The organism is Kineococcus arenarius subsp. arenarius (assembly GCF_050871845.1).
Taxonomy (GTDB): domain Bacteria; phylum Actinomycetota; class Actinomycetes; order Actinomycetales; family Kineococcaceae; genus Kineococcus.
On record NZ_JBJLSE010000045.1, the window covers coordinates 1 to 14,193 of the forward strand.

Annotated in this window: 13 protein-coding genes; 8 read left to right on the plus strand and 5 right to left on the minus strand. The window is 77.7% G+C overall.

All coding sequences use genetic code 11. The annotated features are described in order from the left end of the window. Positions 1-116: 116 nt before the first annotated feature. Positions 117-791, plus strand: coding sequence for a histidine phosphatase family protein (locus ACRYM0_RS12185; protein ID WP_432505407.1), 675 nt, complete (start codon positions 117-119; stop codon positions 789-791). A gap of 7 nt (positions 792-798) precedes the next feature. Here ACRYM0_RS12185 and ACRYM0_RS12190 read toward each other — a convergent pair whose 3' ends face one another. The 3 genes from ACRYM0_RS12190 to ACRYM0_RS12200 are packed head-to-tail and all read right to left on the minus strand — an operon-like array spanning position 799 to position 4,212. After that, positions 799-1,473 carry a hypothetical protein gene (locus tag ACRYM0_RS12190; protein WP_432505408.1) on the minus strand — a complete coding sequence of 225 codons (675 nt, stop codon included), beginning with the start codon at positions 1,471-1,473 and terminating at the stop codon, positions 799-801. Continuing rightward, complete coding sequence (locus ACRYM0_RS12195; protein ID WP_432505410.1) at positions 1,460-3,103, minus strand: vWA domain-containing protein; 1,644 nt, start codon at positions 3,101-3,103, stop codon at positions 1,460-1,462. Before ACRYM0_RS12195 ends, ACRYM0_RS12190 begins: the two co-directional genes overlap by 14 nt. Before the next feature lie 8 nt (positions 3,104-3,111). After that, positions 3,112-4,212, minus strand: a complete 1,101-nt coding sequence (locus tag ACRYM0_RS12200) for a hypothetical protein (protein ID WP_432505412.1) — start codon at positions 4,210-4,212, stop codon at positions 3,112-3,114. Positions 4,213-4,437: 225 nt separating this feature from the next. Here ACRYM0_RS12200 and nhaA point away from each other — a divergent pair, with 225 nt between their 5' ends. Both nhaA and rlmC read left to right on the plus strand, forming a co-directional pair. After that, the gene (gene nhaA / locus ACRYM0_RS12205) at positions 4,438-5,784 is read left to right on the plus strand and encodes a Na+/H+ antiporter NhaA (protein WP_432505414.1); all 1,347 of its coding nucleotides are present in this window, start codon (positions 4,438-4,440) and stop codon (positions 5,782-5,784) included. A gap of 32 nt (positions 5,785-5,816) precedes the next feature. Then, complete coding sequence (gene rlmC, locus ACRYM0_RS12210; RefSeq protein WP_432505416.1) at positions 5,817-6,944, plus strand: 23S rRNA (uracil(747)-C(5))-methyltransferase RlmC; 1,128 nt, start codon at positions 5,817-5,819, stop codon at positions 6,942-6,944. A 6-nt stretch (positions 6,945-6,950) separates the two neighbouring features. On the opposite strand, the gene sigJ is transcribed toward rlmC, so the two are convergent. Next, positions 6,951-7,940, minus strand: a complete 990-nt coding sequence (gene sigJ / locus ACRYM0_RS12215) for an RNA polymerase sigma factor SigJ (RefSeq protein WP_432505418.1) — start codon at positions 7,938-7,940, stop codon at positions 6,951-6,953. Next, positions 7,934-8,674 (minus strand): SDR family oxidoreductase, encoded by a 741-nt coding sequence (locus ACRYM0_RS12220; RefSeq protein ID WP_432505420.1) that lies wholly within the window; start codon positions 8,672-8,674, stop codon positions 7,934-7,936. Before ACRYM0_RS12220 ends, sigJ begins: the two co-directional genes overlap by 7 nt. A gap of 200 nt (positions 8,675-8,874) precedes the next feature. Here ACRYM0_RS12220 and ACRYM0_RS12225 point away from each other — a divergent pair, with 200 nt between their 5' ends. The 5 genes from ACRYM0_RS12225 to ACRYM0_RS12245 all read left to right on the plus strand — a co-directional run bounded on the left by ACRYM0_RS12225 (position 8,875) and on the right by ACRYM0_RS12245 (position 14,167). Further along, a complete protein-coding gene (locus ACRYM0_RS12225; protein ID WP_432505422.1) occupies positions 8,875-9,804 on the plus strand; it encodes an alpha/beta hydrolase in 930 nt (309 codons plus the stop codon). A 96-nt stretch (positions 9,805-9,900) separates the two neighbouring features. Further along, the gene (locus tag ACRYM0_RS12230; RefSeq protein ID WP_432505424.1) at positions 9,901-10,635 is read left to right on the plus strand and encodes a hypothetical protein; all 735 of its coding nucleotides are present in this window, start codon (positions 9,901-9,903) and stop codon (positions 10,633-10,635) included. A 123-nt stretch (positions 10,636-10,758) separates the two neighbouring features. After that, positions 10,759-12,030 carry a cation:proton antiporter gene (locus tag ACRYM0_RS12235; RefSeq protein ID WP_432505426.1) on the plus strand — a complete coding sequence of 424 codons (1,272 nt, stop codon included), beginning with the start codon at positions 10,759-10,761 and terminating at the stop codon, positions 12,028-12,030. Positions 12,031-12,181: 151 nt separating this feature from the next. After that, a complete protein-coding gene (locus ACRYM0_RS12240; RefSeq protein ID WP_432505428.1) occupies positions 12,182-12,565 on the plus strand; it encodes a hypothetical protein in 384 nt (127 codons plus the stop codon). A gap of 165 nt (positions 12,566-12,730) precedes the next feature. Continuing rightward, complete coding sequence (locus tag ACRYM0_RS12245) at positions 12,731-14,167, plus strand: threonine/serine exporter family protein (protein WP_432505430.1); 1,437 nt, start codon at positions 12,731-12,733, stop codon at positions 14,165-14,167. Positions 14,168-14,193 lie beyond the last annotated feature (26 nt).

The following is a 14,193-nucleotide window of genomic DNA, read 5'->3' on the forward strand; positions in this document are numbered from 1 at the left end:
CCCCCCCCCCCCCCCCCCCCCCCCCCCCCCCCCCCCCCCCCCCCCCCCCCCCCCCCCCCCCCCCGGGGGGGGGAGGGGCGGGAGGACGCGCGGGCGGCGGGTGGCAGGGTGGGGGCGTGCGCCTGCTGCTCGTCCGCCACGGCCAGACCCCCGCGAACGTCCTGCACCTGCTCGACACCGGTGTGCCCGGCCCTGGGCTGACCGAGCTCGGCCGCGAGCAGGCGGCATCCCTCGTGGACACCCTCGGGCCGGAGGGGATCGGCGCGATCACCGCGTCCACCCAGGTGCGCGCGCAGCTGACCGCGGCGCCGCTGGCCGCCCACCTCGGCCTGGAGGTGGCCGTCGACGGCGGTCTGCGCGAGATCGAGGCCGGTGAGGTGGAGATGCGCGGCGACGACGAGGCCGTCGCCCGCTACTTCGCCGTCGTGACCGCCTGGGTGCAGGGCGACCTGGCTGCCGCCCTGCCCGGGGCCCCCGACGGGCGAGCCTTCTTCGAGCGCTACGACGCCGCGATCGACGCCGCCGCCGCCCGCGCCCGCGAGGCCGGTGCCGACACCCTGGCCGTGGTCAGCCACGGGGCCGCGATCCGCACCTGGGCGGCGGTGCGGGCCCGGGGCCTGTCACCGCGCTTCGTGCTGAGCACCGGCCTGCTGAACACCGGCGTGGTCGACCTGCGCGGCGACCCCGGGGCCGGCTGGACCTGCGAGACGTGGATGGGGGCCGCCGTCGGGCGGCAGCAGGCCGACGCGGCCGGTGCCGGGCCGGCCGGTGAGCCGGGCTCGGTGTTCTGAGCGGCGCTCAGCCGGACGGCTCGCGCGGGTCGCGCGCCGCCCCCAGGTCCAGGGCCCCGCGGGAGAACTTGTCCCGCAGGAAGTCGCCGTGCACGGCCAGGTCCTCCTCGGCCCGCCGCTGCAGCCGGTCGCGCACCGCGGCCACCGCGGTGCGCAGCAGCACCAGCTGCTCCAGCACCTCGGTGCGGGCGCGCTGCTCACCGGAGCCCGCCGGCCCGCCCGCCGCGTCCCGGTAGGCGGCGACGGCGGCGGGCAGGTGCTCGGCGAGGACGGTCTGCACGGTGCGGGCGTCGGGGGACAGGGGGTCCAGCCGGTCCCACCGCCCCAGGACCTCCGCCGCGACGTCCACGACGGCCCGGCCCGCCCGCGCCACGTCCGCGGGCAGGCCGGGCGCCTCCAGCGCGCGCCCCGACGCCTCCAGCCCGGCGCGCACCTGCGCGGCACCGTCGTCCGCGCCCGTCCCGCCCGGCCCGGGGGGCGGTGCCGGCGTGCGCGCCCGCCCCGGGCACAGCAGGTAGCCGGAGACGTACCCCACCGCGCTCGTGCCCACCGCCACCAGCGGGTGCTGCGTGGCGGCGAACCCCGCCAGCAGGGCGAGCAGCCCCGCGCCGCCGCCGGCGAGGTGGGCGGTGCTGCCCAGCGCGTCCAGGCGGGCGCGGGCGGGGCGGTCACTGGTAGCCACGGATCTCCTCGAAGACGCCGGCCAGGGCGGCGGCCTCCCCGGCGGCGAACGTCTCGCCGCCGGTCAGCGCCGCCAGCTCGGCCGTCTCGGCCGGGTCCGCCTCGCCGAAGACGACGACGAACGTGGGGACGGAGGCGACCGGCCGCCCGGCCGCTGCCTGCCGGGCGTGCCAGGCGCGGAAGTCCGCCAGGGTGCCCCCGTCGGTGTTCTCGCCGTCGGTGAACAGCGTGACGCTGACGAAGCGCTCCGGGTCGGCCTCCAGGACCGACAGCGCCTCCTCGTACGCCACGCGCAGCGAGTCGTGGATCGCGGTGCCGCCCTGCGCGTGCAGGGAGGCGGTCCACTCCCGGATCCGGGCCAGGCTGCCGACGCGGTCGGCCGGGTCCACCGCGAACGTCCCGCGGGACTTCACCGCGTCCGCGAACTCCACGTAGTGGACGTTCTCGCGGGCCTGGAAGGCCAGCAGGCCCTGGCCCGGTGCACCGCCCGCGTCGCCGTCGGGCACGGTGAGGGCGGCCAGCGCGCCCTGCAGCTGCGTCAGCCGCTCGCCGTCCATCGAACCGGAGGTGTCCACGGCGAACACCACGTCCGAGGGCTTCTTGATCTCGCTCTGCCAGGCGCTCAGCAGCGCCCGCACGGTGCTCAGGCGGTTGGGGAAGGGCAGCTCGTAGACGTCGGCCGCGGCCGCCGGGCCCCCGGCGGTGGTGCGCCGGCCGGTGGCGGCCAGCTCGCGCTGCACCGGCTCGCTCAGCAGGTCGGCCACGACCGCGTCGTAGGCCCGGCCCTGCTCCTCGCCCGCCGAGCGCAGCAGCGTCAGGGGGTACTCGGCGGTCAGGGTGCCGTCGGAGGGGGTCAGGACGTCCAGCGGTTCCCCGCCGGCGCGCAGCGGGCGCAGCACCGACTCGTACCCGAACAGGGCGTTCACGCCCCGCGGGTCCGCGGTGAACCGCTCCACCAGGAACCCGGTGGAGCCCGCGGTCAGCGCGTGCCCGCGGGTCAGGCGCCGCAGCTGCCCGGCCACGGCCGCCACGTCCTGCTCGGCCAGCACGGTGCCCGTGCCGGACAGCGCGGTGGCGGCGCCCACCAGCGTGGCGAAACCGCTGTTGGAGGACACCGGCGAGGTCATGCCGTAGCGCAGCCGGCCGTCGTCGGCGGCGTCGACGACCTCCGCCCACGTGGGCGAGCGGCCCACCCAGCCCAGCTCGAGCGCCGTCGCGTGCGCCACGCCGAGCGCCACCGGTGAGGACATGACGTCCTCGGAGCGGGCGACGGCCGCACGACCGCCGTCCAGCAGCGCCAGGTGGTCGTTCGAGGGGAACCAGGTGGCGTCGTAGCCGGCGGCGGCGCCGTCCGCGACGAGCTGGGTGCCCTCCAGCGTCCCGGTGTACGTCAGCTCCACCCGCACGCCGGTGCGCTCGGCGACACCGGCCAGCACCGGCTCGACGTCGCGCAGCTCCGAGCCGGCCAGCACCCGCAGGACGTCCGCGCGCGGGCCGCTGGGCGTGGCCGCGCCCTCGGCGCCGCGCGCCGGGTCGGACGTGCACCCGGCCAGCACGAGCGCGGCGGCCAGGGCGGCCAGCGCACCGCGCCTCGGGGTGTCGCGGGCGCTCGTCCGCCTGCTCGTCCGCACGGTCCTCCTCACGCGCCGTAGCCCGCGGCGACGGCGTCGATCAGCGCCTCCAGCACCCCGAACGAGGGCGGGTCGGCCACGTCGGTCAGGGACTGCTGCACGGTGACGCCGTGCTGCGCGGCGACGCCCGCCAGCGCCGAGCCGTCCCCGGTGCGGAACCCGTGCTCGGCGGCCAGCGCGGTCAGGTCCGGGTCGGTGGCCAGCAGGTCCGCCAGGCGCTCGGCGCCGGGGTCCAGGGCGACGAGGGTGTGCTTGGAGGCCACCGTCGGGTCCGGGTAGGCCAGCACCGCGTCCGCTCCGAGCCGCGAGCCGTCCGCCCGTGCCGCCTCGCCGACGAACTGCGCCTCGTAGGCCATCACCAGCGGCAGCGCCCCGGCGCCCTGGGACAGGTAGTCGCCGAACGGCTCCTCCGAGGAGGCGGCCGAGAACCCCTGCGTCAGGAACAGGTGCGACAGCTGCGGCAGCACCGCCTCCTGCTGCTCGCGCGTGGTGACCACGCCGCCGTTGAGGACCCAGGCGGCGTCCGCCAGGTACATCGCGGCGGAGTTGGAGGTGCGCACGTCGGTGGAGGTGATGAGGACCGCGCGCGGGGAGTCGTACAGCTGCGCCGCCCCCTCCAGCTCGTTCCAGCGGGTGCCCTCGCGCACCATCGCCAGGTACGCCGCCAGGTCCAGGTGCCACACCCCGTCGGCGTCCCGGGACGCGGCGCCGTTGCGGGCCAGCAGCTGGACCACCGGCTCGTGGGTGGCCACGACCATCGGCGACCAGAACGGCGAGGAGACGCCGGTCGCGCCGGTGCTCTCGGCGATGCGCTGCGCCGCCGGTGCGGAGGAGGGGAACGCGAAGTCGTACCCGTCCAGGTCGACGTCGGTGGCGATCTGCCGGCTGCCGGCGGTGTCGACCTCGACGGCCAGGCCGTGCGCGGACAGCGCCTCGCGCACGCGCGGGTCGTCGAAGAAGGCCTCCTTCTCCGAGCCGATCACCCCGCGCAGGGTGGTCACCGGCCCCGCTGCGGCGTCGGCCGAGCCGCTGCGGCGGTCCAGGACGAACAGCGTCGCGGTCGCCGCGACCAGGAGCACCGTCAGGACGGCGCCGACGAGCTTCCTCACCGGGGTCCGCGCCTCCGGTTCGTGCGGGGGTCGTCCACAGCCGCACCGTAGGAGCCGCGGGCGGCGCGCGGGCGAGGCGCGGGTGAACGGACGGGGAACGCGGCCCGTCCTCGCGCGAGGGCGCGGCACGGGTGCGGCGCGGGAGGCGGCCGTTAGGGTGGGCTCCAGGTGTGCCGGGAAGTCTGGTCGGCGATCCCGTCAGCGACCCCTGGAGAGACTCGGCCCGTGACGCACAACCCGCCCACCCGAGACGAAGCCCGCCGCCGCACACCCCTGTTCGGCTACGGTTCCTGGCCCGAGGCGCGCCGCATCGCGGAGGTCCTGCGCACCGAGACCGTGGGCGGGGCGCTGCTGCTGGTCGCCACCGCGCTGGCGCTGGTGTGGGCGAACCTGCCCGGCGACACCTACGAGTCGGTGCGCCAGTTCCACTTCGGCCCCGAGGCCCTGCACCTGGACCTGTCCGTCGAGCACTGGGCCGCCGACGGCCTGCTGGCGATCTTCTTCTTCATCGCCGGCCTGGAGCTCAAGCGCGAGTTCGTCGCCGGCGACCTGCGCAACCCGCGCGCCGCCGCGCTGCCGATCGCGGCCGCGGTCGGCGGCATGGCCGTGCCCGCCGGGGTCTACGTCCTGGTGAACTCCCTGGGCGACGGGCCCGAGGGCGCCCTGTCCGGGTGGGCGATCCCCACCGCCACCGACATCGCCTTCGCCCTGGGCGTCCTCGCCGTCATCGGCAGCCACCTGCCCTCCGGGCTGCGCACGTTCCTGCTGACCCTCGCGGTGGTGGACGACCTGCTCGCCATCACCGTCATCGCGATCTTCTACACCGACGACCTCGCCCCGCTGCCGCTGCTGCTGGCGCTCGTGCCGCTGGCGCTGTTCGCGTTCGCCGTGCAGAAGCGGGTCCGCTCGCCGTGGCTGCTGATCCCCCTGGCGCTGCTGACGTGGGGCCTGGTGCACGCCTCCGGGGTGCACGCCACCGTCGCGGGCGTGCTGCTGGGCCTGTCGGTGCCGGTGCTGCGCAGCGACGCCGCCGGCGGCCCGGACGCCGGTCCCGGCCTCGCCGAGCACTTCGAGCACGTGTGGCGCCCGCTGTCCGCCGGGTTCGCCGTGCCCGTCTTCGCGCTCTTCGCGGCCGGCGTGGCCATCGAGGGGGCCTCCGGCTTCGTCGACGCCCTCGGCGACCCGGTCGCGCTCGGCGTCATCCTCGGGCTCGTCGTCGGCAAGCCCATCGGCATCGTGCTGACCACCTTCCTCATGGCCAAGCTCACCAGCGCCGAGCTGGACGAGCAGCTGTCCTGGGTCGACGTGGTGGGCGTCGGGATCCTCGCCGGCATGGGCTTCACCGTCTCGCTGCTCATCGGCTCCCTGGCCTTCGGCGAGGGCACCGAGGCCGGCCAGCACGTCACCCTCGGGGTCCTGCTGGGCTCCACGGTCGCCGCCCTGCTGGCCGCCGCGCTGCTCAGCAGCCGCAACCGCACCTACCGGCGCATCGAGGAGGCCGAGCGCGTCGACGCCGACGCCGACGGCATCCCGGACGTCTACCAGCGCGGGTGGAGCGGCGAGCGGGACTGAGCCCCCCGCGCGGCCGCCTACCCTGTCAGACCGTGCAGTGCTCCTACCTCGACGCCGGCGCGTGCCGCTCGTGCACGCTGATGGGCACCCCCTACCCGCGCCAGGTCGAGGCCAAGGAGCGGCGCTGCCGCGAGCTGCTGGGGGAGCAGCCGCAGCTGCGGTGGCTGCCCGCGGTGCGCAGCGCCGAGTCCGGCTACCGCAACAAGGCGAAGATGGTGGTGGGCGGCACCGCGCGCCGCCCCACCCTCGGCATCCTCGACGCCGGCGGGCGCGGCGTGGACCTGCGCCGCTGCGGCGTGTGCACGCCGGGCATCCGCGCCGCGCTGCCGGTGATCGCGCGGTCCATCGCCCGCGCCGGGCTCGAGCCCTACGACGTGCCGAACCGCCGCGGGGAGCTGAAGAACGTCCTGGTCACCGAGTCGCCCACCGGTGAGCTCATGGTCCGCTTCGTGCTGCGCTCCCGGCAGCAGCTGGGGGCGCTGCGCCGCGAGCTGCCGCAGCTGCGGCGCGAGCTGCCGCAGGCCGTCGTCGTCACCGCCAACCTGCTGCCCGAGCACAGGGCCGTCGTCGAGGGCGAGACCGAGGTCGCGCTCACCGAGCGCACCACGCTGCGGATGCCCATGGGCGCCGTCGACCTGGACCTGCGCCCGCAGAGCTTCTTCCAGACGAACTCCCCGGTGGCGCGGGCGCTGTACGCGCAGGTCGCCGAGTGGGTGGACGAGGCCGCCCCGGCCAGCGCGTGGGACCTGTACTGCGGCGTCGGCGGGTTCGCCCTGCACTGCGCCGCCCCGGGCCGGCGCGTGACCGGCGTGGAGGTCAGCGCCGAGGCCGTCGAGAGCGCCCGCTCCGCGGCACGCGCCGCCGGGCTGCGGGACGTGGAGTTCCTCGCCGGCGACGCCACCCGCTTCGCGCTCGACGCCGCCGAGGCCCCCGACCTCGTCGTCGTCAACCCGCCGCGGCGCGGCATCGGTGCCGAGCTGCGCGACTGGCTGGAACGCTCCCGCGTGCGGCACGTCGTCTACTCCAGCTGCAACCCCGCCACCCTGGCCGCCGACCTCGCCGCGATGCCGTCGCTGCGGCCGGTGCGGGCGCGGGTGCTGGACATGTTCCCCCAGACCGAGCACGTCGAGGTCGTCACGCTGCTGGAGCGGGCGGGCTGAGGCGGCTCACGCCCCCGCCCGCACCGGCGGCGCACCGGCGGGCGGTGCGGCGGGCGGTGCGGCGGGCGGTGCGGCGGGCAGCTTGGCGGGGTTGAGGACGAGGTCGACGCGCCGCACGGTGCCCGACACCACCGTCAGGGCGCCGACCAGCACCGTCCCGGAGGCGCCCGCCACCGCGAAGCCCGCCCCGCCGTTGACCCGCACGACGCGCACGGTCGCCCCGCCCAGGCGCTTGCGGGCCAGGCCCGCGAGGAACCGGGCGACCCGGTCGGCGCCGTGCACGCTGCGGCGCGCGGCGCTCACGACGCCGCCGCCGTCGCTGGTGAGCACGACGGCGGGGTCCAGCAGGGCCAGCAGCGCACCCAGGTCACCGCCGGCGGTCGCCGCCAGGAACGCGGCGGTGACCCGGCGGTGCTCGCCCGGGTCCACCTCGACGCGGCCCGCGCCCGCCGCCACGTGGGCGCGAGCCCTGCTGGCCAGCTGCCGCACGGCCGCCGGGCTGCGCCCCACCGCGCGCGCCACGTCCGCGAAGGGCACCCCGAACAGCTCGTGCAGCACCCACGCCGTGCGCTCGGCGGGCGTGAGGGTCTCCAGCACCACCATCAGGGCGTAGCTCACCCGCTCGTCCAGCGTGACCCGGTCCGCCGGGTCGCCCCCCGGGCCGCCGGTGAGCAGCGGCTCGGGCAGCCAGGGCCCGACGTAGCTCTCCCGCCGCGAGCGCGCCGAGCGCAGCACGTCCAGCGCGCGGCGAGCCACCGCGACCGTCGCCCACGCCTCCACGTCGCGCACCCGCTCTGCGGCGTCGGCGCCCACCAGGCGCAGCCAGCAGTCGGCGACGACGTCCTCGGCCTCCGCGCGCGAACCGAGCACCGCGTAGGCGACGCCGACGAGCCTGCCGCGCTGGCGCACCCACTGCCGCGCGAGCTCCTCGGCGCGCTCCTCGGCGCGCTCCCCGGTGGTCTCCCCGGTGGTGTCGTCGCGGTGCGGCGTCAGCACAGCTCCTCCAGGTGCTCGGCGAGCGTGACGGTACCGGTGACGTGCGGACCCGCCGGCAGCAGCGCCCCGGCCGCGAGGGCCCGGCCCGTGGGGCCCGGCACCCGCAGCGGCACGACGAGGCGGCGCCGGCCGAGCGCCGCCAGCACCCGGCGCGTGGCGTCCGGCGACCGCAGCACCTCCGGGCCGGCGATCGGCGGCACCACCCCCGCCGCCGGCTGCTGCGCGAGCCCGGCCAGGTGGGCGGCGACCTCGCGCGCCGCCACCGGCTGGTACGGCGCCACCGGCACGGGTACCAGCGGGCCCGGGACCCGGCCCAGCAGCTGCTGCGCGAACTCGTGGAACTGGGTGGAGCGCAGCAGCGTCCACGGCACCGGGCCCGCCGCCAGCAGCTCCTCCTGGCGGCGCTTGCCCAGGTAGTGGCCCAGGTCGACGCGGTCGGCACCCACGACCGAGAGCACCACCACGTGCCGCACCCCGGCGCGCTGCGCCGCCGCCAGCAGGTTCGCCGTGGCCGCGGCGAAGAACCCCACCGCCGCGCGCCGCGACGCGCCGGCCGTGCTGGAGACGTCCACGACCGCGTCCGCGCCGCGCAGCGCCGCGTCCAGACCGCACCCGGACACCAGGTCCACCCCGCGGGAGCGGGCCAGCGGCACCGCCTGCACCCCGGCCGCCACCAGCTGCGCCACCAGGAGCCCGCCCACCAGGCCGGTCCCGCCGGCCACCGCCACCCTCACGTCGTCCTCCTCCGCTCCCCGGCCGCCCGGCGCGCACCGGCGACGACCTGACGACCCGGCGGGCCGGGGTGTGACACGGCCCCGCCGGCGACGGTCCCGCGCCGGGCGGTCCGAGGCCGTCGCCGGGCGCGTCCGGTGCCGAGCGCGCAGACTGGGCCGCGGTCGGCGCCGGCCGGGCGCCCGGGAGGGACGGAGCACCCGTGACGCAGCTGGACCCGCAGATCGCCCACCTCGTGCAGCGCTACGCCGCCGCGGGGCTGCCCCCGCTGAGCGCGCTCACCCCCGCGCAGGTGCGCAGCGGCGGCAGCCTCACCGGTGCGGACGTCGACCCCGCCTGGTGGGGACCGGTGTCGGCCGTCGAGGACACCACCGTGCCGGGAGCGGTCGGCGACCTGCCCGCCCGCCTGTACCGGCCGGCCGGCGGCGACGGCGCCCCGCCGGTGGTGGTGTTCTTCCACGGCGGCGGCTGGGTCACCGGCGACCTGGACACCCACGACGGGCAGGCGCGGATGCTGGCCGCCGAGTCCGGCGCGCTCGTCGTCTCGGTCGCCTACCGGCTCGCCCCCGAGGACCCGTTCCCCGCCGCACCCGACGACGCCGTCAGCGCCACCGCCTGGGTGCGCGAGAACGCCGCAGCTCTCGGCGGCGACCCCGAGCGCGTCGCCGTCGCCGGCGACAGCGCCGGCGGCAACCTCGCCGCGGTGGCCGCGCAGTCGCCCGCGGGGGAGGGGCTGGCCGCCCAGCTGCTCGTCTACCCGGCCGTCTCGGGAGGACGGGAGTTCCCCTCCGTGCACGAGAACGCCGACGCGCCCGTGCTGGACCTCGACGCCCTGCGCTGGTTCGACGGGCACTACCGCGGCGACCCCGCCGACGTCCGGTACGCGCCGCTGGACGCGCCGTCCCTGGCGGGGCAGCCGCCCGCCGTCGTCGGCGTCGCCGGGTTCGACCCGCTGCGCGACGAGGGCACCGCCTACGCCGAGGCCCTGGCCGCCGACGGGGTGCGGGTGGTGCTGCGCCGCTACGACGACCTCGTGCACGGGTTCTTCGGCATGGGACCCGTCTCCGCCGCCGCGGACCGCGCCGCGCGGCAGCTGTGCCGGGACCTGGGCGAGCTGCTCGGCAGCCGCTGACGCGGCCCTCTTCGAGTGGCCGCACCGGCGGGCCGCGGCAACACTCGAGGAGTGCCGGGGGACCCCCGGTGCGGAGCATCGACCCTGGAGGCCCTCGTGAGCACCCCGAGCGACGGATCGCACGCCGCCGACGCCCCCCGCGACGGCGCCCGCGACGGCGCGAGCAGCGCCCGCCCCAACGGCAGGCCCGCTCAGCAGGCCACCACGTCCCCCGCGCCCGACCGCCTCAGCGTCGAGCACGGCCCGACGCTGAACCGCAAGGAGGTCGTCGAGCGGGAGAAGAACGCCTTCGGCGGGGTCAAGGTCGGCTCGGCGTTCTTCGGCTGGCTCACCGCCACCGGCACCGCCGTGCTGCTCACCGCCCTCCTCGCCGCCACCGGCACCGCGATCGGCCTGGCCACCACCAGCGGCACCCCCGCCGACGCCGTCGGCACCATCGCGAACCAGGCGCAGGGGAACGCCGGCGCCATCGGCCTGGCCGGGGCGATCGCCCTGCTCGTCGTGCTGTTCGTCGCCTACCTCTGCGGCGGGTACGTCGCCGGCCGCATGGCCCGGTTCAACGGCGCCAAGCAGGGCGTGGCCGTGTGGGCCTGGGCGATCGTCGTCGCGATCGTCGTCGCGGTCCTCGCCGCCGTCGCCGGCAGCTCCTACGACGTCCTCGGCCAGCTCAACAGCTTCCCGCGCATCCCCGCCGACCTCGGGTCGCTGACCGCCGAGTCCGTCCTGACGCTCATCGGCGCCGTCGTCGTCGCCCTCGTCGGCGCGATCCTCGGCGGCCTGGCCGGCATGCGCTTCCACCGCCGCGTGGACCGCGCCGGTCTCGGTCGCTGACCCGACCGCACCCCGCGCACCCCCGGCCCGTCGCCGGTCCACCACGGACCGGCGACGGGCCGTCCGCACCCCCCACCCCACCGCGCTCGGTCCCACGGCGCTCGACCCCACGACGGGAACCCCGTGCTCTACGCCGTCCTCTTCGCCCTCGCCGGGGCCAGCGCCCTCGTCGCCGCGATGCTCCCCAGGGTGGTGGACCGGCTGCCGGTCAACCTGCCCATGACGTTCCTGGCCGGCGGTGTCCTGCTGGGCCTCGTGCCGGGCCTGCCGGCCGTGAGGCCCATGGAGCACGAGGCCGTCACCGCGCACGTCACCGAGATCGTCGTCATCATCTCGCTGATGGGCGCCGGCCTGGCGCTGGACCGCCCCGTCGGCTGGCGCAGGTGGGCCAGCACCTGGCGGCTCATCCTCGTGGCGATGCCGCTGACCATCGCGCTGGTCGCCCTCGCCGGAAGCGCCCTGGCCGGCCTGCCCGTCGCGGCGGCCGTCCTGCTGGGAGCCGCCCTGGCCCCCACCGACCCCGTCCTGGCCAGCGACGTGCAGGTGGGCGAGCCCGCCGACGAGGAGGCCACCGAGGACGAGGTGCGCTTCGCCCTGACCAGCGAGGCCGGGCTCAACGACGGCGCCGCCTTCCCCGTCGTGCACCTGGCGGTCGTGCTCGCCACCGCCGGTGCCACCGCCGGCGCGCTCGGCGGCTGGGCCCTCGAGGACCTCCTGCTGCGCACCGTCGTCGGCGTGGCCGTCGGCCTGGGCGTCGGCAAGCTGCTGGGCGCGATGTTCTTCCGCTCCGCCCTGCCGTCCCTGCGCCTGGCCGACGACGTGGAGGGCTTCACGGCGCTCGCCGTCACGTTCCTCGCCTACGGCCTCGCGGAGCTGCTGCACGGCTACGGCTTCCTCGCCGTGTTCGTCGCGGCCTGCGCCATCCGCTCGGCGGAGCGCTCCCACGGCGCCCACCGCGTCGCCCACCGGTTCGTGGAGCAGGTCGAGCGCATGCTCACCTCCTGGCTCCTGCTGCTGCTGGGAGCCGCGCTCGCCGACGGGCTGCTGTCCGCCCTCACCTGGCAGCTGGCCGCCGTGGGCGTCCTGCTGGTCCTGGTGATCCGGCCCGCGGTCGGCTACGTCAGCCTCCTGGGCACCCGCGGCGGTCCCCGCGAGCGCTCGGTCATCGCCGCCTACGGCGTGCGGGGCGTCGGCTCGCTGTTCTACCTGTCCTGGGCGCTGGGGGAGGGGCGGTTCCCCGCCGACCGGCTGTGGGCGGCCGTCGGGTTCACCGTGGCGCTGTCGGTGCTGGTGCACGGCGCCAGCGCCGCGCCCGTGGTGCGGCACCTGGACGTCCGCCGGCGGCGCAAGGCCCGCTCGGGTGACCTCGGGGAGATCGCCGGCACCCACGTGTGAGCGAGCTGTGCGCGCGGTGGGCGCGGCGTGCAGGACCCGTGCGGGTGCGCGCCCCGGTGCAACCGGCCGGGGCCGGCGCACGTCCCAGGGGTGCGTCGCACCGCAGCGGGACCGCCCCGCGCCGGCACCGGGACGCGACCGAGGAGGACCCGTGACCCGCACCCGCCGCACCGCCCTGGCCCTGACCGCCCCCGCGGCCGGGGCCCTGGCGCTGCTCGCCGCCACGGCCCCCGCCGCGGCCGGCCCCGCCCCCGCCGCGACCGCGCAGGAGATCGCCCTCGCGGTGACCACCAGCCCGCAGGCCGCCGGCGTCCCCGCGGACGCCTACGCCGTGACCGGCGTGCGCACCGCCGACAGCGACCCGGCCTGGGCCGCCGCCCTCCTGGAGCCGGCCGACCCGGCCGCCCTGGACCCGGCCACCGCCGTGCTGCACCACGCCGCCGGCGCGTGGCGGGTCGTGTCCCTGGGCACCGCCGGAGTCGGCTGCGAGGAGGCTCCCGCCGCCGTCGTCGCCGACCTGGCCCTGCCCTGCTGACCCGCCGTCCCACCTCCTCGCCCCTGCGGTGATCATGCACGGTTGAAGCTTCAAGCGTGCATGATCACCGCGAGGGGCGAGGAGGGCGAGGAGGGCGAGGACGGCGCGGCGGGGAGCACGAGGCGGTGTGCCGCCCGGCACCCGGCGCCGGGTAGCGTCCTGCACGTGCCCCTGCTCCTGCCCGGCCGCGGGTCGCCCGGCCGCGCCCTGACCGGGACGCTCCGCGGTGGGCTGACCCGCCTCGCCGGCCGCCTCGCCGGGCACGTGCCCGCCGGTGCCGACACCCCCGACGACGCCGTGCCCGACCAGCAGCAGCACGTCCTGGCGGCCCTGCGCTCCCTGACCCGCATGGCCGAGGCGCTGCTGTCGTGCGGTGCCTCCGCCGCCGACGTCACCGCCCTCACGCTGCGCGCCGCCGTCGGCGCGGGCCTCCGGCGCACCCAGGTCGACATCACCTTCACCGCCGTCGTCGTCTCCACCACCGGCGCCGACGGCGTGCCCCTCACCGACGTGCGCGTCGTGCAGGTCCGCGGCACCGACTACTCCCGGCTGTCCGCCCTGTACGAGCTCGCCCACGAGGCCGGCACGGGCCTGGACGCCGCCGAGCTCGACGACCGGCTCAAGCGGCTGCTCACCGCCCGGCGCCCCTACCGCGGCGCCGTGGCCTCCCTCGGCGCGATCGGCCTGGCCGTGTCCGTGGCGGTGGTGCTCGGCGGCGGCTGGCCGGTGGCCGTGGCCGCCGCCCTCACCACCGGCGCGCTGCAGGTGCTCCTGTTCGCGCTGCACCGCCGCGGCCTGCCGGCGTTCTTCCAGCAGGTCGCCGGCGCGGCCCTGGCCACCTGCGTCGCGCTGGCGCTGCTGCTGTGGCAACCGCACCTGCCGGAGTGGATCGGGGTGCTGCCGCCCTCCCTCGTGGTGGGTTCGGGCATCGTCGTGCTGCTGGCCGGGCTGTCCATCGTCGGCTCCGCCGAGGACGCCATCTCCGGCTTCTACGTCACCGCCGGCGCCCGCGCCTTCGAGACCGTGGTGCTCACCGCCGGCCTCGTCCTGGGCATCGCCGGGGTCCTGGACCTCGGACAGCGCGCCGGCATCACCCTCACCCTCACCTTCGCCGTCACCACGACGCCACCCGTCCTCGTCCAGGTCGTCGCCGGGGCGGCCGCCGCCCTGGCGTGGGCGGTGACCGGTTACGCTGACGCCCGCGCCGTGGCCCTGGCCGCCCTCGCCGGCGGCACCGCCTCCGCGGTCTCCGCCGCCGCCCTGGCCGCCGGTGCCGGGTCCGCGGCCGCCGCCGGCGTGGCCGCGCTGGTCGTCGGGCTGCTCGCCGAGGGCACCGCCTGGCGCTGGCGGGTGCCGGGCCTGGTCGTGTCGATCTGCGGCATCGTCCCGCTGCTGCCCGGCCTGGCGATCTACCGGGCGATCTTCACGCTCGTCGGCGGGGGCACCTCCGCCGGCCTGGCGCTGCTCGTGGAGGCCCTCGGCACCGCCCTGGCCCTGGCCGCCGGCGTCACCCTGGGGGAGTTCTGCTCCACCCCGCTGCGCCGCGAGTTCGACCGCGTCGAGCGCATGGTGCGCCGCCGCTCCCTGGACCGCCGGTTCTGAGCCGCGGCCCCGGCTCCCGCCGCTGA